Raw genomic sequence first — 19,979 nt, 5'->3', positions numbered from 1 at the left:
GCGTCAGTGCTGGTAGGTGCCCTGGAGGATCGCGCGGCCGAGCGTCTTGAACGCCAGGTTGAACGAGACGACGGCGGGGGAGACCGAGTCGTCGACGCCCAGGGTCTCCTCGCCGACCGCGTGGACGACGAAGAAGTAGCGGTGCACCTGGTCGCCCTCGGGCGGGGCGGCGCCGATGAAGCCGTGGTCGCCGTTGTCGTTGCGGACGTGGAAGGCACCGCCGGGCAGCTCGCCGGCCGCGGCACCGGTCGGGAGCGACGTGACGTCGCCGGGCACGTCGACCAGCACCCAGTGCCAGTAACCGCTGGGCGTCGGCGCGTCCGGGTCGAAGCAGGTCACGACGAACGACTTCGTGCCCTCGGGCGCGCCGCTCCAGGACAGCTGCGGCGAGGTGTTGCCGCCCGAGGCGACCTGGGCGTCCGCCAGCGGGGCGCCGTCGGTCACGTCGTCGCTCGTCACGGTGAAGGAAGCCGTGGCGGGCAGCAGCGGGTACGGGTCGGGGGTCACGGGGCGCTCGAGGCTCATGCCCCCGAACGTAGCCAGGCCGTCCACCCCCGGACCAGGGTGCGCGGTCCGCGGCGGCGGTCGGGGACAATGCGCGGGTGCCACTTCTCGACGACACCCTTGACCGGATCGGCCCGCCCGACGCCGCCGCCCAGGCCGAGGCCCGGGAGCGCCAGGCCCAGCTGACCAAGCCGGCCGGCTCCCTCGGCGTCCTCGAGGACCTCTCGGTGCGGCTGGCCGGCATCGCCGGCACGTGCCCGCCGCCGGTCCCGGCCCGTCCCGTGGTCGCCGTGTTCGCCGGCGACCACGGCGTGCTCGCCCAGGGTGTGTCGCCCTGGCCCGCCGAGGTGACCGGCTCGATGGTCGAGAACTTCCGCGCCGGCGGCGCGGCCGTCAACGTGCTGGCGCGCGCCTGCGGCGCCGAGGTCGTCGTCGTCGACGTCGGCGTCGCGACGCCCGTCGTCGCCGACGACGTGGTCTGGGACCGCAACGTGCGGCGGGGCACCGCCGACCTGCGCGTGGGCCCGGCCATGACCCGCGAGGAGGCGCTGGCCGCGCTGGAGGTCGGCATCGGGGTCGCCGACGAGCTGGTCGAGCGCGGGCACGACCTGCTCCTGACCGGCGACATGGGCATCGGCAACACCACCGCGTCGGCCTGCCTGGTCGCGACGCTCACCGGCGCCGACCCCACCGTGGTGACCGGACGCGGCACCGGTGTCGACGACGCCACGCTCGCCCTCAAGACGGTCGTGGTCACGGAGGCCGTCGCCCGCCTGCGCCGACCCGCCGCCCACCCGGTCGACCCCGTCGAGGTGCTGAGCGAGGTCGGCGGCCTGGAGCACGCGGCGCTGGCCGGCTTCCTGCTCGGCGCCGCGGCCCGACGGGTGCCGGTGCTGCTCGACGGCTTCATCGCCGGCTCGGCGGCCCTGGTCGCCCAGGCGCTGTGCCCGGCGGTCGTGGACCACCTGGTGGCGGGACACCGCTCCGCGGAGTTCGGCCACACGGCGACGCTGCAGCACCTCGGCCTGCGTCCGCTGGTCGACCTCGACCTCCGGCTGGGGGAGGGCAGCGGTGCTGCGCTGGCCGCCCCTCTGGTGCGCAGCGCCGCCGCGCTCCTGGCCGAGATGGCGACCTTCGACGGTGCGGGCGTCGCCCGCAAGGACGCCTGATGGGCACCGGTGCGGGCGAGCACCCGCCGTACCCGGTCGGTCTGCGCCTAGCCGGCCGCCGCGTCGTCGTGGTCGGCGGCGGGCACGTCGCCCAGCGGCGCGTGCCGGCGCTCATCGCAGCGGGCGCCGACGTGCTCGTCGTCTCGCCGGTGCTGACGCCCTCCCTCGAGGGGATGCTGGCGGAGCTGACCTGGCGCGAGGGCCGGTTCACGCCCGCGGACCTCGACGGGGCGTGGTACGCCATCGCGACCACCGACGACCCCGAGGTCAACCACGCCGTGGTCACGGCCGCCGATGAGCGTCGCATCTTCTGCGTGCGCGCCGACGACGCGCGCGAGGCCTCGGCGTGGACCCCCGCGGTGGGCCGCCACGGCGGGGTGACCGTCGCCGTGCTCGGCAACCGCGAGCCGATGCGCTCGGCCGCCGTGCGCGACGAGATCGTCACCGCCCTGGTCGACGGGCGGATCAGCACCTCGGCGGCCGCCGACCGCACGCCGGGCGTCGTGCTCGTCGGCGGTGGGCCCGGCGATCCCACCCTCGTGACCGTCGCCGCGCGGCAGGCCCTGGCCTCGGCCGACGTCGTGGTGGCCGACCGGCTCGCCCCGCGCGAGCTGCTCGACGAGCTGGCCCCGCACGTCGAGCTGGTCGACGTCGCCAAGCTGCCGCGCGGCCGCGCGGCCAGCCAGGAGGCCATCAACACCGTGCTCGTCGAGCGCGCCCGCGCCGGCAAGCGGGTCGTGCGCTTCAAGGGCGGCGACAACTTCGTCTTCGGCCGCGGCTACGAGGAGATCCAGGCCTGCGAGGCGGCCGGCGTCCCGGTCACCGTGATCCCCGGCCTCTCCTCGTCCATCTCCGTGCCGGGCGTGGCCGGCATCCCGGTCACCCACCGGGGCGTCGCGCACGAGTTCACGGTGATCTCGGGCCACATCCCGCCGGACCACCCGGACTCGCTGGTCGAGTGGCCGGCCCTGGCGCGCCTGCGCGGCACGCTGGTGCTGCTCATGGCCGTGGCGAACGCCGGGGCGATCGCCGCCGCGCTCGTCGCGGGCGGGCGCGACGCCGGCACCCCCGTGGCCGTGGTCGCCGACGGCACGATGCCCGCGGAGCAGTCCGTGCTCTCCACCCTCGGCACGCTCGAGGCCGACCTCGCGGCCTCCGGGCTGCGTCCGCCGGCGATCATCGTCGTCGGCGAGGTCGTCGCCGTCGCGCACCCCGACCGCTACCCCGACCGCCGTCCGGAGCGGCTCGCCGACGACCGGGAGGCCTGAGCGCGTGGCCACGCTCGTCGAGGTCACCGACGCGGGCGACCCGCGCCTCGCCGACTACCGCGACCTGCGCGACGTCAGCCTGCGCAAGCACGTCGAGGCCGAGCACGGGCTGTTCCTCGCCGAGGGGGAGAAGGTGGTGCGCCGCGCGCTCGCCGCCGGCCACCCCGCCCGCTCCTTCCTCATGGCGCCGCGCTGGCTCGACGGGCTCGCCGACGTGCTGGAGGCCTCGGACGCCCCCTGCTACGTGGTCAGCGAGCAGCTCGCCGAGGAGGTCACGGGGTTCCACGTGCACCGCGGGGCGCTGGCCTCCCTGCACCGCACGCCGCTGCCCGACCTGGACACCGTGCTCGCGGGAGCCCGCTCCGTGCTGGTCCTCGAGGAGATCGTCGACCACACGAACGTGGGCGCGATCTTCCGCAGCGGCGCGGCGCTCGGCTTCGACGCCGTGCTCCTCGCCCCGCGGTGCGCCGACCCCCTCTACCGCCGCGCGGTGAAGGTCGCGATGGGCGCCGTCTTCTCGCTGCCCTGGACGCGGCTGCCGGACTGGCGCACCGGCCTCGACCTGCTCGCCGAGCGCGGGTTCACCACCGTGGCGCTCACGCTGGCCGACGACGCGGTCGACGTGGTGGACGCCGTGGCCGGCCAGGAACGGGTCGCCCTGGTCCTCGGCTCCGAGGGCCACGGGCTCTCCGCCGAGTGGCAGGCCGCCGCGGACCGCCGCGCCGTGATCCCGATGCACCACGGGGTCGACTCGCTCAACGTCGCGGCCGCCGCCGCGGTGGCCTGCTACGTCACCGCCGGTCGAGCGCGGGGCTGAGGTCCCGGCTCAGAGCACGCCGACGGTGGCCGGCGAGAAGCCGGGGAAGACCGCCGCCGTGCTGGCCCCGAAGCGCTTGCGCACGACCTCCGCGAGCACGCTGCGGTAGTCGGTGGTCACGAGGACGTCGGAGTCCGGAGTGTCGACCAGCGGCGTCCAGGTGCCGTAGTAGCGACCGCCCTTCACCCCGGCGCCCGCCACCAGCATGACGTTGCCGTAGCCGTGGTCGGTGCCGTAGTTCGCGTTCTCCCGCACGCGGCGGCCGAACTCGCTCAGCGCGACCAGGGTGACGCGGTCGCCGGTCGTGCCGAGGTCGGTGAAGAACGCGGCGAGCGAGGAGGCGAGGTCGCCGATGTTGCCGCGCATCGCGCCCCAGGTGAGCGTGCCCTGGTCGGTGTGGGTGTCCCACTCGCCCTGGTCGACGGTGATCACCTGCGAGCCGATGTCGCCGCGGATGACGCGGGAGACGTGGGCGAGCGCCTTGCCGAGCTCGCTGGTGGGGTAGACGGCGCCGTTGGCGGGCGCCGTCGAGGTGGCGCGCACGGGTGCGAAGTCGTCCACGACCTGCAGGGCCGTGCGTACGCCGTCCGCGAGCGGCGCCTGCGACGCGCCCCACAGGGTCGACACCGACCGGGGGCGGCCGCCGTGCTTGTCCCACTGGTCCGCACCCGCGAGGGTGACGGAGCCGGGGTCCCGCATCGTCGTCACGGCCTGCGCGCCCCACAGCGAGGTCGGCACGCGGCCGTCGCCGACCGCCACGCCCTCGAGCGCGTGGCTCGACGGGGTGGTGCCCAGCAGCCGGTTCAGCCACCCCTCCCGCGCGCTGGAGCCGGGGGAGGCGTCCTCGACCTCCTCCATGGCGGAGAAGTGCGAGCGGTTCGGCGCGGGGAGCCCGGTCGCGTGGACGGCGGCGAGCCTGCCGGCGGTCCACATCGGCAGCAGCGGCCGGAAGCTCGGGTGCAGGCCGAACATCGCGTCGCGGGCCAGCAGCTGGTCGGCGGCGACCGCGATGCGCGGTCGGGCGCGGTAGTACACGGGGTCGGCGTGGGGCACCACCATGGACAGGCCGTCGCAGGCGCCGCGCAGGGAGAGCACGACGAGGACGTTGCCCCCGCCGGCCGCGGCCGCGGCGGAGCCGGCGTACGCGGGCGCGGTGCGCACCACGGCGCCCCCGAAGGCCGCGACCGCGGAGCCGAGCAGGGCGCCGCGCAGGACCCCGCGGCGGCTCATCGAGGCGTACTCGCCGCAGCAGGCGGCACCCGGGGCGACCGGGGTGGGGTCGATCGACATCGTCAGGCTCCCGGGGGCGTCAGCGGCTGAGGTGGGCGGGGGAGTCCAGCAGCGTGGACAGCAGGCGGTGGAACTCCCACTTCACGAGCGGGTGGTTCGCGTTGATCACGGTCGACGGCGCGTAGTTGGTGACCTCGCAGCACGCCTTCAGCAGGGTCGCCGTCGAGACCCGGCCGAGGACCTGGATCGAGAGGTGGTCGACCAGCTGCGCGAAGGTCAGCGACGTGCGCGGCAGCCACTGCGCGGGGGTCCTGTACGTCGCACCCGAACGCGGCCACCAGGTGCCGGCCAGGCTCCAGTGCATCGAGAACGAGGCCAGCGCCCGCGAGCTCGAGCCCCACGACCGGTTGTCGATGGGCGGACCGTCGGGTCGTGGCCAGGAGAACGGCATCGTGCCGATCGCGTTCGACTGCCACAGCATCTGCAGCGCCGCGTCGTCGTCGACCCGCGGCTGCGCGACGCCGACGCCGAGGGCGCGGTAGCTGGCCAGGACGTCCTCGACCGGGTCCCGCAGCTTGCTGTCGCGGGCCGCCTGGAACTCCGGGCTGGCCACCAGGGTGCGCAGCACGGCGACGATGCTGGTGCCGCTCGACTGCCAGGTGCGCACCATCCGGGTGACGAGGCGGGCCGGCGGGTCGTCGGAGACGAACTTGGCGGCGAGCCGCTGGCACACCCGCTGGGCGGTCGCGGGGTGCCGGGCCAGGTAGTCGAGGTACGCCTCCGCGACCGCGCGCCCGTCGGGGTTCGTGTTCGGGTGCGTGAACCCCAGCACCCGGACGGTGCCCGTGGAGTGGTCGGCGGGCGTGTAGGTGGCCGCCCAGGTGCGCCACAGGTCCACGCGGTAGCCGGTCAGGATCCGGGCCGAGTCCTTCACGTCGTCCTCGGTGTGGTTGCCGCGGCCCACGGTGTGCAGCTCCAGCAGCTCGCGCCCGAGGTTCTCGTTCGGCTTCGCCTTCGTCGAGACCGCGTTGTCGAGGAACATCCCCATCGCCGGGTGCAGGATGCAGGCCTTGAGCAGGTTCGCGTAGGTGCCCAGCGCGTGGGTGCGCACCGTGGTGCCGTAGGAGACGCGGTGGGTGAACCAGTGGTCGCCGTTGACCGGCACGTGCAGCAGGGTCTCCCAGAACTCGGTCATCACCTCGAGCACCTGACGGCGCGAGATCATCCGGCGCATCATCACCCAGCGCGCGTAGTCGGCCATCACCCGCCAGCCGAACTCGGTCTCGCTGACCTGTCGCTGCCACAGGTCCGCGGGCCGGCGCGCGAGCGACGGCCACCAGGCGTACGTCCGGTCCGCGGCCGTGTCGGTGATCCGGGAGGGCCGCAGCTGCGCCTCGAACCACGCGCCGGCGCCGCCGGCGGAGACGACCTCGCGGGCCAGCGCGCGGGTGTAGCCGTAGCTCCAGCGCCGCACGACGTGCAGGCCGGCGGCGTCGAGCGGCGCGCCGCCGGGGTAGCGCGCGGGCTGGTAGGGGTCGGCGAGGCGGGGGACGAGAGGGGACTGCGTCATGTGCGGGTGCTCCCGAGGACGACCGGGCTGCGCCCCGGGGGTGGGCGTCGCGACCGGCACTGCGGACACAGCATCGGCCGTCGCGGGCCCTCCATGAGGCGAATCGCCCGAAAGACCGTGCCGCGTGCGTCACGCCGGGTCGCGGGCGTACCTTTGCCCGGCACGGGTCGCCCGACCCGTGTCCCCCGGACGAAGGATGGTTCGACCCCGCCGATGGACGGCTCCGTCAGTCCCGTGCCCCCCGGACCGCACGACCTCGGGGGGCGAGCGTGACCGAGCTCGTCCTGCTGGGCGTCTCCCTCCTGCTGGTGCTCGCCTGCGGCGTGTTCGTCGCCGCCGAGTTCTCGTTCGTCACCGTCGACCGCGGCCAGGTCGAGCGCGCCGTGCAGTCCGGCGACACCGGCGCGGCGGGCGTGCAGAACGCCCTGCGCAGCCTGTCCACCCAGCTCTCCGGCGCCCAGGTCGGCATCACCGTCACCAACCTGGCGATCGGCTTCCTCGCGGAGCCCGCGATCGCGCAGCTGCTGCGCGGCCCGCTGACCGCCGCGGGGATGCCGGACGGCGCGGTCACACCGGTCTCGGTGGCCCTGGGCCTCGTGATCGGCACCGCCCTGACCATGGTCTTCGGCGAGCTCGTGCCGAAGAACCTCGCGATCGCCCTGCCGCTGCGCACCGCCAAGGCGACGCAGGGCATGATGCGCGCCTTCACCGCCGTGATGGCGCTGCCGATCCGGGTGCTCAACAACTCCGCGAACAGTGCCGTGCGCCGTCTGGGCATGGAGCCGCAGGAGGAGCTGCGCTCGGCCCGCAGCTCGCGCGAGCTGGCCTCGCTGATCGCACGCTCGGCCGACCAGGGCACCCTCGACGCCGACACGGCCGAGCTGATGGGCCGTTCGGTCGAGTTCGGCGGGCGCACCGCCGGCGAGATCATGACCCCGCGGGTGCGCACCGACAGCCTCGAGCAGTCCGAGCGCGTGCTCGCCGTGATCGCCCTCGCGCGCTCGACCGGGCACTCGCGGTTCCCGGTCCTGGACGCCGAGGAGAACGTGGTCGGCGCCGTGCACGTCAAGCACGCGGTCGCCGTGGCGGTCCACGAACGCGCGACGACGCGGGTCCGCTCGATCATGGTCGCGCCGACGATGGTGCCGGAGACCCTGCCGCTCGACCCGCTGCTCGCCATCCTGCGTGCCGAGGGCTTCCAGATGGCGGTGGTCGTCGACGAGTACGGCGGCCAGGCCGGCATCGTGACGCTCGAGGACGTCGTCGAGGAGATCGTCGGCGACATCGCCGACGAGCACGACCGCCTGGGCGCACGGGCCCGGCTGCGACGCGACGGCTCGTGGTCGCTCTCGGGCCTGCTGCGGCCCGACGAGGTGGAGGACGTCACGGGCGTCGCCCTGCCCGAGCACGAGGACTACGACACGGTCGCCGGCCTGGTGGTGCGCGCCGTGGGCCGGATCCCGACGGCCGGCGACGTCGCCGAGGTCCCGGTCCCGGTCGACGGCGACGACGAGGAGACGCGCGAGCACCTCGCGCTCCTGACCGTCGAGCACATGGACGGGCTGCGGGTCGACCGGGTCTCGTTGCGCGTCCTCGGCGAGCGGGCGGAGGGTGAGGACGCGTGAACGACTACGTGGCCGTCGGCCTGGCCGTCCTGCTGCTCGCCCTCAACTTCTTCTTCGTCGGCGCGGAGTTCGCGCTCGTCTCCGCACGCCGCAGCCAGATCGAGCCGCTCGCGCAGGGGGGCTCGCGCTGGGCGAAGGTCACGCTGCGCGCGATGGAGCAGGTCTCGTTGATGATGGCCGGCGCCCAGCTCGGCATCACGATCTGCTCGGTGGGCCTCGGCGCCGTCGGCGAACCCGCCGTGGCGCACCTGCTCGAGCCGGTCTTCGAGCGTCTCGGCGTGCCGGACGGTCTGGTGTACCCGATCTCCTTCACCATCGCGCTGACGCTCGTCGTCTACCTCCACGTGGTGCTCGGCGAGATGATCCCGAAGAACATCGCGCTCGCCGCGCCGGAGCGCGCCGCGGTCGTGCTCGGCCCGCCGCTGATGGCGGTGGTGTTCGTGCTCCGCCCGATCATCGTCAGCCTCAACGCGGTGGCGAACGTGACCCTGCGGCTGCTGCGCGTCGAGCCGAAGGACGAGGTGTCCTCCAGCTTCACCCGCGAGGAGGTCGCCGCGCTCGTGGAGGAGTCGCGCGGCGAGGGCCTGATCGAGGCGGGGGAGTACGACCGGCTCTCCGGCGCGCTGGGCTTCACCGAGAAGCGGGTGGCCGCCGTGATCATGCCGCTGGAGGGTCTCGCGACCGTCCAGCGCGGCGCGACCGTGGCGGACGTCGAGGCCCTCTGCGCGTCCACCGGCTACAGCCGGTTCCCCGTCGCGGACGGCGAGGACCTGATCGGCTACCTGCACATCAAGGACGTGCTCGAGGTCGACGAGTCGCGGCGCTCCCGGGTGGTGGACGACAAGTGGATCCGCCCCCTCGCCGGCGTGCGGAGCGAGGACCTGCTCCACGACGCGCTCGAGGTGCTGCAGCGCAAGGGCGCGCACATGACCCGCGTCGTCTCCGCGGAGGGCGGGCTCGTCGGCCTCGCGACCCTGGAGGACGTGATCGAGGAGCTGGTCGGGGAGATCCGCGACGCGGCGCACACCGAGGACGTGGGTTGAGCCCGGCGACGACTAGGGTGTCGGCCGAAGGCCGGTGACGGCGCCCGACGAGACGGCGAGTGCAGGTACCCAGGACGTGGCAGAGACGAACCGCACCTCGGCGGTCTGGACGATCCCCAACGTCCTCTCCGGCCTGCGGCTCCTCGGCGTGCCGCTCTTCCTCTGGCTGGTCCTCGGGCCCGAGGAGGACGGCCTCGCGCTCCTGGTCCTCATGGTCTCCGGCCTGACCGACTTCCTGGACGGCTACCTGGCCCGGCGCCTCGACCAGCGCTCGGTGGTGGGCGAGATCCTCGACCCGGTCGCGGACCGCCTCTACATCCTGGCGGTGCTCGTCGGGCTGGGGATGCGCGAGGTCATCCCCTGGTGGGTCGTCGTGATCCTGCCGCTGCGCGACGCCCTGCTGTGGGGCCTGGTGCCGTTCCTGCGCACCCGCGGCTACAGCTCCCTGCCCGTGCACTTCCTCGGCAAGGCCGCCACGTTCAACCTGCTGTACGCCTTCCCCCTGCTGCTCCTCGGCGACGGCGACGGCGTGGTGGCGACCCTGGCGCTCGTCTTCGGCTGGGCGTTCGCGGCCTGGGGCATCGCGCTCTACTGGTGGGCCGGGATCCTGTACGCCTGGCAGGTCCGGCGCCTGCTCGCGACCACCCAGCCGGTGCCGAAGCGCGCTCGCGACCCGCGTCGGCCCCGCCCCCCGCGCGCGAAGGACCGCGCGCCCGACTCCTCGAGCCGGTCGTGAGCGCCGACGACGCCCCGGGGCCGGACCACGCCCGGACCGCGCGCCCCACCGGCGCGGCGGCCCTGCCGCTGCTCGAGCGGGTCACCCGGCAGGCGTTGGAGGAGGACTACGCGCACGTCGCGGCCCGACGCCGGGCACGCGAGGCCGCCGATCCCGACCGCGCGGACGGCGCGGGTGGCGCGGGCGACGAGGCCGGACGCGGGCTGCGCCGCGCCGCCGTGGTCGCCGCCGTGTTCGGCCTGCTGGTGGCCACCGCCGCCGTGCAGACCTCCCGCAACGCCGCCACCGACGAGACCAGCCGCACGACCCTGGTGGGACGGGTCAACGAGGGTCGTGACCGGGTGACCGAGCTGCAGCGCCGTGTCGCCGAGCTGCGCGAGACGACCGACGACCTCTCGGGCGACCTCGAGGACGTCGTCGCCGCCGAGGGGGCCGCCGTCGGCGAGGTCGAGGGGCTGCGCCTGCTCACCGGCTACGGCGCGACGGCGGGCCCGGGCGTCCGGATCACCGTCGACGACAGCCGGTCCGGGCGGGCCGAGGGCCGGGTGCGGACCTCCGACCTGCGCCGGCTCGTGACGGGCCTGTGGGAGGCGGGCGCGGAGGCGATCGCGGTCAACGGCCTGCGCCTGACCGCGCGCACGGCCATCGTCACCTCGGGGCAGGCCATCGCCATCAACACCCGCTCGCTCACTGCGCCGTACGTCGTCGAGGCGATCGGCGACACCCGCACGCTGCAGGTCGACCTGGACCGCACCGCGTACGGCCAGGCGTTCTTCACCGTCGCCGACCTCGTCGGGCTCCAGGTCGAGGCCGACAACGTCGCGCGGCTGCAGCTGCCCGCGCCCGCCGACCCGGTGCTGCGCTACGCCGAGCCGTCCACCCCCACCACCTCACCGGAGGCCAGCCCGTGATCGCCGCCCTCGGACTCCTGATCGGGATCGTGCTGGGGCTCGTCCTCGAGCCCTCGGTGCCGCTCGGTCTGCAGCCCTACCTGCCGATCGCCGTCGTGGCCGCCCTGGACGCCGTGTTCGGCGGGCTGCGGGCGTACCTCGACGGGATCTTCGACGACAAGGTCTTCGTGGTCTCGTTCGTCAGCAACGTCGTCATCGCCGCGCTGATCGTCTACCTCGGCGACCGGCTCGGCGTCGGCGGCCAGCTCTCCACCGGCGTGATCGTGGTGCTGGGCATCCGGATCTTCTCCAACATGGCCGCGATCCGCCGCCACGTGTTCCATGCCTGAGCCCGAGGAGGCCCCCACCGGCCGGGCCCGGCTGCGCGACGCCATGCTGCGCCCCTCGCGCAGCCAGGTGATCGTCGCCGTGCTGCTCGCGGTCGTCGGGTTCGCGGGCATCGTGCAGGTGCGCACGACCGCCGAGGACGACACGTACTCGGGCTACCGGGAGCAGGACCTCATCGACCTGCTCGCCGGCATCGCCGGCACGACCCAGCGCGCCGAGGACGAGATCGCACGGCTCGAGCAGGCGCGCGACGACCTGCGCTCGACCACCACCGCCCGCACCACGGCGCTCGAGGAGGCCCGCCGCCAGGCCCGGGCGCTCGAGGTGCTGGCTGGCACGGTCCCGGTGACCGGGCCGGGCATCCGCGTGACGATCGAGGAGGACGAGGGCGAGGTCGACGCCGCGGACGTGGTCGACATGGTCCAGGAGCTACGGGTGGCCAGCGCCGAGGCCATCGAGATCAACGACTCGGTGCGGCTGGTCGCGTCCAGCTGGATCGACTCCGCGGGCGGCGGCGACCTCCTCGTCGACGGCGTCGTGCTCTCCCCGCCGTTCGTGGTGGAGGTGATCGGCCAGCCGGCGACGCTCGCCGGTGCGATGTCCTTCCCCGAGGGCCCCACCACCCAGCTCACCAAGGACGAGGCCGCCACGGTGCAGGTCGACGAGCTGGAGAGCATCGAGGTCACCGCCGTGCGCGACCCCGACGCCCCGAGCTTCGCCGAACCGGCGGGCTGAGGCGGTAGGGTCGCCGACGTCCGGCCGAGCGAGCCCCCGAGGAGCCCTGTGTACCCCGACGACCTCCGCTACACCGCCGAGCACGAGTGGATCCGCACGGGTGCGGACGGCGCGCCGGTCCGCATCGGCGTCAGCCAGTACGCGCAGGACGAGCTGGGCGGCATCGTCTACGTCCAGCTGCCCGAGGTGGGGGAGTCGGTGACGGCGGGCCAGTCCTGCGGCGAGCTGGAGTCGCACAAGTCGGTCAGCGAGATCTACGCCCCGGTCTCCGGCGAGGTCGTCGCCGTCAACGAGGCGCTGGACGCCACCCCCGAGCTGATCAACTCCGACCCCTACGGCGAGGGGTGGCTCTTCGAGGTCTCGCCCAGCGAGCCCGCGCAGCTCGACGGTCTCCTCGACGCCGCGGCGTACCAGGCGGACCTCCCGGCCTGAGCTCGCCCGGTTCCGGGTTGAACGACACGGCGTGGCTGATAGGTTCTGTCCACGTCACCCTCAGGCTTTCGTCGAGGGTTCGAGCCACGATCTTTGGGGAGGCCGCACGATGCCGTTCTGCACAGCCTGCGGGAGCCAGAACCCGGACGAGGCCCGGTTCTGCTCGCAGTGCGGCACCAAGCTGGTGACCGCCGCGCCCGCCGGCGAGGTCGGCGAGTCGACGGCGACCATCACCATCACCGCGCCGAGCGTCACGGAGAGCTCCGACCGCGCGCTGAACGCGGTCGACGCCGCCGCCGTGGACGCGCTGCCGCCGGGTCACGCCCTGCTCGTCGTCCAGCGCGGGCCGGGAGCCGGCAGCCGGTTCCTGCTCGACACCGACCTCGTCACCGCGGGCCGTCACCCGGAGAGCGAGATCTTCCTCGACGACGTCACCGTCTCGCGCCGGCACGCGGACTTCCGCCGCGACGGCGGGACGTTCACCGTCTCGGACGTCGGCAGCCTCAACGGCACCTACGTCAACCGCGACCGGATCGACGAGGTCACGCTGAAGGACGGCGACGAGGTGCAGATCGGCAAGTACCGCCTCGTCTTCTTCTCGGGCGCGCCGGTCTGAGCATGGCCGCCTCCGGCGCTGGTGCCTCGCCGTCGGGGTCGACGGCCGGGCGTCTCAACATCGGCCAGGTCCTCGACCGGCTGCGTCCCGAGTTCCCCGGGCTGGCGATCTCCAAGATCCGCTACTACGAGGACAAGGGGCTGATCAAGCCCGAGCGCACGCCCGCGGGCTACCGCAAGTTCTCCGAGGGCGACGTCGAGCGACTGCGGTACGCGCTGGTCATGCAGCGCGACCACTACCTGCCGCTGAAGGTGATCGGCGAGCACCTCGAGGCCATGGACCGCGGCCTCGAGCCGCCGCCGATCGAGGGCGTGCGCCCGACCGTGCCCACCGTGGCGCTCGCCGCCGACGGTCTCCCCGGCCCGGAGGAGTTCGCCCGCCGCTCCCCGATGCGTCTCACGCGCAAGGAGCTGGCCAAGGTCGCGCGCATCGACGAGGCGTTCCTGGACACCCTCGAGCAGTTCGGGCTCGTGCGCGCCTCGGGCACCGGACACTTCGACGCCGAGGACCTGGTGATCGCCGACACGGCGCGCGAGCTCGACGCCTTCGGCATCGAACCGCGTCACCTGCGGGCGTTCCGCGCGGCGGCCGACCGCGAGGTCGGTCTCGTCGAGCAGGTCGTGGCACCCGTGCGGCGCAGCCGCGACGCCGCCGCCGAGGCCCGCGCGGCCGACGTCGCGACCCAGATCGCGGCCCTCACGGTGCGGCTGCACGCCACGCTCGTGAAGTCCTCGCTGCCCGGTCGCTGAGGGGTTGCCACCCGGGTGAGTAGGGTGGAGGGCATGCGCGAGGTCGATGTGGTCGGGGTCCGGGTGGAGATGCCCTCCAACCAGCCGATCGTGCTCCTGCGGGAGGCGTCGGGGGAGCGGTACCTCCCGATCTGGATCGGAGCGGTGGAGGCGACGGCGATCGCCTTCGCCCAGCAGGGGGTGACGCCGCCGCGGCCCCTGACGCACGACCTGCTCAAGGACGTCCTCGAGGCCACGGGCAACGAGCTCACCGAGGTGCAGATCGTCGAGATGCGCGACGGGATCTTCTACGCCTCGCTCGTGCTCTCCTCGGGCGTGGAGGTCAGTGCGCGCCCGTCCGACTCGATCGCACTGGCCCTGCGCACGGGCACGAAGATCGTCTGCGCCGAGGACGTGCTGGACGAGGCCGGGCTGGCCGTGCCGGCCGAGCAGGAGGACGAGGTGGAGAAGTTCCGCGAGTTCCTCGACCACGTCTCGCCGGAGGACTTCGAGTCGCGGTGAGACCAACCGTGACCCTCAACATGAGATAGAGGGTTCCGGACGGCGTGTCGCGCGTTGACCGACCCCGGGGGTGACCCTAGGTTGGGCGTCGACTTCGTTGTAACTCCACCGTTGTGCTCCGCACGACAAACTTCCCCGACCGGAGTTACGCTGCACGAAGGAAATGACGGAGGTCGCAGTGGGCACGAACGACGAGCAGCACTCACCACGAAGTGCTGACGACGAGGCGGCGGCGCAGGCTGCCGAGCTCGCCGACGAGCAGGGTCTGCTCTTCACCGACGACGTGTCGCCGCTCCCGAGCGACCTGGGCTACCGCGGGCCGACCGCGTGCAACGCGGCCGGGATCACGTACCGCCAGCTCGACTACTGGGCCCGCACCGGCCTCGTCGAGCCGGCGATCCGCGGCGCGAAGGGGTCCGGCTCGCAGCGGCTCTACTCCTTCCGCGACATCCTCATCCTCAAGATCATCAAGCGACTGCTGGACGCGGGGATCTCGCTGCCGCAGATCCGCACGGCGATCTCGCACCTGCGCGAGCGCGGCACGGACGACCTGACCCGCGTGACCCTGATGAGCGACGGCGCCTCGGTCTACGAGTGCACGACGAACGACGAGGTCATCGACCTGCTCCAGGGCGGCCAGGGCGTCTTCGGCATCGCCATCGGTGGTGTCTGGCGCGAGATCGAGGGCTCGCTCGCCGAGCTGCCGAGCGAGCGGACCACGGCGGAGGCGGAGACGTCCGCCGCGACGACGGTCGACGAGCTCGCCGCGCGCCGCGCGCGCCGCATCGGCTGACCCGCCCGCGGCCCGCCCACGGCACCGCCGCACCCGCACCGACCTCACCGAGGCCCGGCTCCCCAGGAGCCGGGCCTCGTGGCGTCCTGTGACGGGCACGACAGGGGTGGTACGTTGGCGCACGCTGACGAACCCGCACGGGAGAGACTCCACCGGCACGGCACCGCCGCGTCGACGTGGAGCGCCGAAGGGGCAATTCCTCCCCGGAACCTCTCAGGCGCCAAGGACCGAGCGGGCCAGGCGACTCTGAACCGACGACGCCGTCGGGACAGAGGGGGAGGCGACCGACGACCGACGTCCTGGAGCGCCTCGATGACCGATCAGCCCACCCTCGCCGAGCTCGACGCGGCGAACCCCTTCGCCGACCGCCACATCGGGCCCGACGCCTCGGCGGTCGCGGCGATGCTGGAGCGCCTGGGGTACGCCTCCCTCGACGACCTCATGGACGTCGCCGTCCCCGCCACCATCCGCGACCGCGTCGTCGACCTCGCGCTCCCGCCCGCGGCCGACGAGGCGACGGTGGCCGCGGAGCTGCGTGCGCTCGCCGGGCGCAACGCGCCTGGCGTCTCGATGGTGGGTCTCGGCTACCACCCGACCGTGACCCCGCCGGTGATCCGCCGCAACGTCCTCGAGGATCCCAGCTGGTACACGGCGTACACCCCGTACCAGCCCGAGATCTCGCAGGGCCGCCTCGAGGCGCTGCTCAACTTCCAGACCATGGTCGGCGACCTCACGGGTCTGCCGACGGCCAACGCGTCGCTGCTCGACGAGGGCACGGCCGCGGCCGAGGCGATGACCCTGGTGCGTCGTGCCCAGCGGCGCGCGACCGGTCCGTTCGTCGTCGACGCGGACGCACTGCCCCAGACGATCGCGGTGGTCGAGACCCGCGCCGCGGCCATGGGCATCGAGGTCGTGGTCGCCGACCTGACCGACGGGCTGCCCGCCGACCTCGCCGCGTCCGGCGTCTGCGGGACCCTGGTGCAGTACCCCGGGGCGTCGGGGCGCGTCCGCGACCCGCGGCCGGCCGTCGAGGCCACCCACGCGGCCGGCGGTCTCGTCGTGGTCGCCGCCGACCTGCTGGCGCTGACGCTGCTGGAGTCGCCCGGCGCCCTCGGGGCCGACGTCGCGATCGGCTCGACGCAGCGCTTCGGCGTGCCGCTGTTCCACGGCGGCCCGCACGCGGCGTACATGTCCGTCCGCGCGGGCCTCGAGCGCAGCCTCCCGGGTCGTCTGGTCGGGGTGTCGGTGGACGCGGAGGGCCGCCCGGCGTACCGCCTGGCCCTGCAGACCCGTGAGCAGCACATCCGTCGCGACAAGGCGACCTCCAACATCTGCACCGCCCAGGTCCTGCTGGCGGTCGCGGCGTCGATGTACGCCGTGCACCACGGCCCCGAGGGCCTGCGGACGATCGCGCGGCGCACGCACCGGTACGCGGCCGTGCTCGCGGCCGCCGTGCGCGCCGGGGGCGGGGAGGTCGTCGCGGACGAGCTCTTCGACACCGTGCTGGTGCGCGTGCCGGGAGCCGCCGGCGGCGTGGTGGACGCGGCCCGCGAGCGCGGCATCCACCTGCGCGGTGTCGACGCCGACCACGTGGCGGTCTCCACGGCCGAGACGACCACCCGCGGGATCCTCGCGGACGTCCTGGCGGCGCTGGCGACGGCGCTGCCCCGTGTCGCCGACCTCGACCTCGACGACCTCGACCGCGCCACCCCGGACGCGCTGCCGGACGCGCTGCGCCGCTCGACGGCGTACCTGACCCACGAGGTCTTCTCGGCGCACCGCAGCGAGACGCAGATGCTGCGCTACCTGCGGCGGCTCTCGGCGCGCGACTACGCGCTGGACCGCGGCATGATCCCGCTGGGCTCCTGCACGATGAAGCTGAACGCCACCACCGAGATGGAGCCGATCAGCCTGCCGGGCTTCGCCGACCTCCACCCGTTCGTGCCCGCCGAGGCGGCGGACGGGTACGCCTCGCTGGTCACCGACCTCGAGGGGTGGCTGGCCGAGGTCACCGGCTACGACCGCGTCTCGATCCAGCCCAACGCCGGTTCGCAGGGCGAGCTGGCGGGGCTGCTGGCCATCCGCGGCTACCACCGGGCCAACGGCGACGCCCAGCGCGACGTCTGCCTCATCCCCTCCTCCGCGCACGGGACCAACGCGGCGTCGGCGGTGATGGCAGGCATGCGGGTGGTCGTGGTCGCCTCGCGCGACGACGGCTCGGTGGACCTCGACGACCTGCGTGCGGCCTGCGAGGAGCACGCCGAGACGCTCGCGGCGATCATGGTCACCTACCCGTCGACCCACGGCGTGTACGAGGGCGCCATCACCGAGCTGTGCGAGGTCGTGCACGCGCACGGCGGCCAGGTCTACGTCGACGGGGCCAACCTCAACGCGCTCGTGGGCCACGCGCGGCCGGGCGCCTTCGGCGGCGACGTCTCGCACCTGAACCTGCACAAGACCTTCTGCATCCCGCACGGCGGCGGCGGCCCCGGCGTGGGTCCGGTGGCGGTCCGCTCGCACCTGGCGCCCTACCTGCCCTCGCACCCGTTCCACCCGGACGCCGAGCGCCGCGAGGGCATCGGCCCGATCAGCGCGGCTCCGCTCGGCTCGGCCGGGATCCTGCCGATCTCCTGGGCGTACGTGCGGCTCATGGGCGCCGCCGGTCTGGCCCGGGCCACCGCGGTCGCGGTGCTCGCCGCCAACTACGTCGCCGCGCGCCTCGAGGACCACTTCCCGGTGCTCTACCGCGGGGAGGCCGGGCTGGTCGCCCACGAGTGCATCCTCGACCTGCGGCCGCTGACGAAGGCGACCGGCGTGACGGTCGACGACGTCGCCAAGCGGCTCGTCGACTACGGGTTCCACGCCCCGACGATGTCGTTCCCGGTCGCCGGCACCCTCATGGTCGAGCCCACCGAGTCCGAGGACCTCGGCGAGATCGACCGCTTCTGCGACGCGATGGTCGCGATCCGCGCGGAGATCGCCCGGGTGGCGGACGGGGAGTGGAGCGCGGAGGACTCGCCGCTGCGCCACGCCCCGCACACCACCCGGGCGCTCGTGGGGCCGTGGGAGCGGGCGTACGACCGCGAGGTCGGCGTCTTCCCGCAGGGCCACGACCCCGACAAGTACTGGCCGCCGGTCGGCCGCATCGACCAGGCCTACGGCGACCGCAACCTGGTCTGCGCCTGCCCGCCCCCGGACGCGTTCGCGGAGTGAGCGGCCGGTGAGCGCCGAAACGGGCGCCGACACGGGCGCCGTCCTGCCGTCCACCGCGCGGGCGCTGCTGCACGAGGTCGCGACGGCGCAGGTCGCCGCGCGGGCCCCCTCGCTCGTCGCCGGCGTGGTGCGCGACGGCGCGCTGGTGTGGTCGGGCGGCTGGGGCGACGTGCCCGGTCCGGTGGACGACACGCAGTACCGGATCGGCTCGATCACGAAGACCCTCACCGCGGTCACGGTGCTGCAGGCCGTGCGCGACGGCCTCGTCGACCTCGAGGACCGCGCGGCCACGGTCGTGCCCGAGCTGGCCGAGCACGGTCACGGCGAGGTCCGGCTGCGGCCGCTGCTGGCGCACACGTCCGGTCTCGCCTCGGAGCCGACGGGGGAGTGGTGGGAGCGCACCCCGGGCACGGGGTTCGCCGCGCTGCTGGCCGCCAACCCCGGCGGCCCGGGAGCGGCGTCCGTGCTGCCGCCCGGCCAGCAGTTCCACTACACCAACCTGGCGTACGCGATCCTCGGCGAGGTCGTCGCGCGGCTGCGCGGTCGCCCCTGGTGGGACGTCGTGCGCGCCGACGTCCTCGAGCCGCTCGGGATGCGACGCACGACCTACCTGCCCGTGACGCCGTGGTCGACGGGGTGGTCGGTGCACCCCTACGAGGGCACCCTGACACCGGAGCCGGCCACCGACACCGGGGCGATGGCACCCGCCGGGCAGGCCTGGTCGACGGTGGCGGACCTCGCCCGGTACGCCGCGTTCCTCGCCGCGGGCGACGACGCCGTGCTGCCGTCGCCGTGGCTCGACCTCGCCAGCCACCCCGTCGGCGGGACGCGCCACGCGCGGCTCTCGGCCGCCCACGGGCTGGGCCTGCAGCTGCTGCGGGGCGGATCGGGCGTGCTGCGGGGCCACCTCGGGTCCATGCCGGGGTTCCAGGCGGCCTGTCTCGTGGACGCGCCGCGGCGCACCGGCGCGGTGCTCCTCGCGTCGAGCACCACCGGCACCGCGACCGCGGAGGTCGCCACGCGGCTGCTCGACGTGCTGGCCGAGCGCGAGCCGACGCTGCCGCGCCCCTGGCGTCCGGCCCCGCGGGACCTGCCGGCGCCCGTGCGCGACGTCGTGGGGGTCTGGCACTGGGGCAACACGCCGTACGTCGTCGCCGTCGAGGGCGACGACCAGCAGGTGGTCGTGCGACGGGGCGCCGCGGCGGTGCACCGGTTCGCCGTGGTCGACGGGGCGCTGGTGGGGGTCGCCGGCTACCACGAGGGCGAGACCCTGCACGTGCGGCGGCGTCCGGACGGGTCGGTGAGCCACCTCGAGGTGTCCACGTTCGTGTGGACGCGCACCCCCTACGACCCCGACGCGCCGGCGCCCGGGGGTCACCCGGACGCCGGCGCGTCGCACTCGTAGCAGCCTCGCGGGCCGCGGCTCAGTCGCCCGGCCAGTCCCCGGTCGCCCGCTGGTAGAGCCGGGCGCCGCCGCGGTCGACCAGCGCGCGGACGGTCGCGAAGATCGCCCCCTGCACGGCCGCTGCGACGAGCACCTCGGTCAGCTCGTACTCCGACTCCAGCGGCCGGGGCGCGTCGTCCGGCGACCCCGGGTGGGTGCGCTTCCAGACCTGCTGGAAGACCTGGCCGGCCACCAGACCGGCGACCATGCTGCTCACCAGCCCGACCGGGCGGTACAGGAGCTTCGCCGAGCGGCTCCCGGGTTCCTCGCGTCTCATCGTCCCTCCTCGTGATCGT

General features: G+C 74.3%; 20 protein-coding genes and 1 riboswitch. Of the genes, 16 read left to right on the top strand and 4 right to left on the bottom strand.

Going from position 1 to position 19,979, the window contains the following annotated elements:
• Positions 1-3 precede the first annotated feature (3 nt).
• Entirely contained in the window at positions 4-525 is a 522-nt protein-coding gene (locus RDV89_RS04970) for a YbhB/YbcL family Raf kinase inhibitor-like protein (protein WP_315731837.1), read from the bottom strand.
• A gap of 77 nt (positions 526-602) precedes the next feature.
• Between RDV89_RS04970 and cobT the strand changes: the two genes are divergently transcribed.
• From cobT to RDV89_RS04955, 3 genes are read left to right on the top strand one after another with little or no spacing between them, the layout of a single operon-like run.
• Positions 603-1,673: a nicotinate-nucleotide--dimethylbenzimidazole phosphoribosyltransferase gene (cobT, locus tag RDV89_RS04965; protein WP_315731836.1), complete on the top strand. Its 1,071-nt coding sequence runs from the start codon at positions 603-605 to the stop codon at positions 1,671-1,673.
• The gene (gene cobA, locus RDV89_RS04960) at positions 1,673-2,941 is read left to right on the top strand and encodes a uroporphyrinogen-III C-methyltransferase (RefSeq protein ID WP_315731835.1); all 1,269 of its coding nucleotides are present in this window, start codon (positions 1,673-1,675) and stop codon (positions 2,939-2,941) included. Before cobT ends, cobA begins: the two co-directional genes overlap by 1 nt.
• Positions 2,942-2,945: 4 nt before the next feature.
• On the top strand, positions 2,946-3,758 hold the full coding sequence (locus RDV89_RS04955; RefSeq protein ID WP_315731834.1) for a TrmH family RNA methyltransferase: 813 nt from the start codon (positions 2,946-2,948) through the stop codon (positions 3,756-3,758).
• A gap of 9 nt (positions 3,759-3,767) precedes the next feature.
• On the opposite strand, the gene RDV89_RS04950 is transcribed toward RDV89_RS04955, so the two are convergent.
• Together RDV89_RS04950 and RDV89_RS04945 are read right to left on the bottom strand one after the other, a co-directional pair.
• Positions 3,768-5,048 carry a DUF1501 domain-containing protein gene (locus RDV89_RS04950; RefSeq protein WP_315731833.1) on the bottom strand — a complete coding sequence of 427 codons (1,281 nt, stop codon included), beginning with the start codon at positions 5,046-5,048 and terminating at the stop codon, positions 3,768-3,770.
• Positions 5,049-5,067: 19 nt separating this feature from the next.
• Positions 5,068-6,558 carry a DUF1800 domain-containing protein gene (locus RDV89_RS04945; protein ID WP_315731832.1) on the bottom strand — a complete coding sequence of 497 codons (1,491 nt, stop codon included), beginning with the start codon at positions 6,556-6,558 and terminating at the stop codon, positions 5,068-5,070.
• A 269-nt stretch (positions 6,559-6,827) separates the two neighbouring features.
• On the opposite strand from RDV89_RS04945, the gene RDV89_RS04940 reads away from it, so the two are divergent.
• From RDV89_RS04940 to RDV89_RS04880, 13 genes are all read left to right on the top strand, one after another.
• The gene (locus RDV89_RS04940; RefSeq protein WP_315731831.1) at positions 6,828-8,183 is read left to right on the top strand and encodes a hemolysin family protein; all 1,356 of its coding nucleotides are present in this window, start codon (positions 6,828-6,830) and stop codon (positions 8,181-8,183) included.
• On the top strand, positions 8,180-9,226 hold the full coding sequence (locus tag RDV89_RS04935) for a hemolysin family protein (protein WP_315731830.1): 1,047 nt from the start codon (positions 8,180-8,182) through the stop codon (positions 9,224-9,226). Before RDV89_RS04940 ends, RDV89_RS04935 begins: the two co-directional genes overlap by 4 nt.
• 76 nt (positions 9,227-9,302) lie before the next feature.
• Entirely contained in the window at positions 9,303-9,962 is a 660-nt protein-coding gene (clsA, locus tag RDV89_RS04930; protein ID WP_315731829.1) for a cardiolipin synthase ClsA, read from the top strand.
• Positions 9,959-10,873 carry a DUF881 domain-containing protein gene (locus tag RDV89_RS04925; protein ID WP_315731828.1) on the top strand — a complete coding sequence of 305 codons (915 nt, stop codon included), beginning with the start codon at positions 9,959-9,961 and terminating at the stop codon, positions 10,871-10,873. The genes clsA and RDV89_RS04925 overlap by 4 nt, the downstream gene beginning before the upstream one ends.
• A complete protein-coding gene (locus RDV89_RS04920) occupies positions 10,870-11,202 on the top strand; it encodes a small basic family protein (protein WP_315731827.1) in 333 nt (110 codons plus the stop codon). Before RDV89_RS04925 ends, RDV89_RS04920 begins: the two co-directional genes overlap by 4 nt.
• Positions 11,195-11,935: a DUF881 domain-containing protein gene (locus tag RDV89_RS04915; protein WP_315731826.1), complete on the top strand. Its 741-nt coding sequence runs from the start codon at positions 11,195-11,197 to the stop codon at positions 11,933-11,935. Before RDV89_RS04920 ends, RDV89_RS04915 begins: the two co-directional genes overlap by 8 nt.
• A gap of 48 nt (positions 11,936-11,983) precedes the next feature.
• Positions 11,984-12,367, top strand: a complete 384-nt coding sequence (gcvH, locus tag RDV89_RS04910; RefSeq protein ID WP_315731825.1) for a glycine cleavage system protein GcvH — start codon at positions 11,984-11,986, stop codon at positions 12,365-12,367.
• Positions 12,368-12,476: 109 nt separating this feature from the next.
• Positions 12,477-12,983, top strand: coding sequence for a zinc-ribbon and FHA domain-containing protein (locus RDV89_RS04905; RefSeq protein ID WP_315731824.1), 507 nt, complete (start codon positions 12,477-12,479; stop codon positions 12,981-12,983).
• Between the two features lie 2 nt (positions 12,984-12,985).
• Complete coding sequence (ftsR, locus tag RDV89_RS04900) at positions 12,986-13,732, top strand: transcriptional regulator FtsR (protein ID WP_315731823.1); 747 nt, start codon at positions 12,986-12,988, stop codon at positions 13,730-13,732.
• Between the two features lie 33 nt (positions 13,733-13,765).
• Positions 13,766-14,233: a bifunctional nuclease family protein gene (locus tag RDV89_RS04895; RefSeq protein WP_315731822.1), complete on the top strand. Its 468-nt coding sequence runs from the start codon at positions 13,766-13,768 to the stop codon at positions 14,231-14,233.
• 178 nt (positions 14,234-14,411) lie between these two features.
• Positions 14,412-15,026, top strand: a complete 615-nt coding sequence (locus tag RDV89_RS04890) for a MerR family transcriptional regulator (protein ID WP_438823259.1) — start codon at positions 14,412-14,414, stop codon at positions 15,024-15,026.
• 128 nt (positions 15,027-15,154) lie between these two features.
• Positions 15,155-15,266, top strand: a riboswitch (glycine riboswitch).
• Positions 15,267-15,338: 72 nt separating this feature from the next.
• The gene (gene gcvP, locus RDV89_RS04885) at positions 15,339-18,239 is read left to right on the top strand and encodes an aminomethyl-transferring glycine dehydrogenase (protein WP_315731820.1); all 2,901 of its coding nucleotides are present in this window, start codon (positions 15,339-15,341) and stop codon (positions 18,237-18,239) included.
• A 7-nt stretch (positions 18,240-18,246) separates the two neighbouring features.
• Positions 18,247-19,644 (top strand): serine hydrolase domain-containing protein, encoded by a 1,398-nt coding sequence (locus RDV89_RS04880; RefSeq protein ID WP_315731819.1) that lies wholly within the window; start codon positions 18,247-18,249, stop codon positions 19,642-19,644.
• A gap of 19 nt (positions 19,645-19,663) precedes the next feature.
• Here RDV89_RS04880 and RDV89_RS04875 read toward each other — a convergent pair whose 3' ends face one another.
• Positions 19,664-19,960 carry a DUF4235 domain-containing protein gene (locus RDV89_RS04875; protein ID WP_315731818.1) on the bottom strand — a complete coding sequence of 99 codons (297 nt, stop codon included), beginning with the start codon at positions 19,958-19,960 and terminating at the stop codon, positions 19,664-19,666.
• Positions 19,961-19,979 lie beyond the last annotated feature (19 nt).

This window comes from Nocardioides imazamoxiresistens (genome assembly GCF_032378595.1).
GTDB lineage: Bacteria > Actinomycetota > Actinomycetes > Propionibacteriales > Nocardioidaceae > Nocardioides > Nocardioides imazamoxiresistens.
The sequence above is the reverse complement of the archived record's forward strand: the minus strand, read 5'-3'. Positions and strand labels throughout refer to the sequence as shown.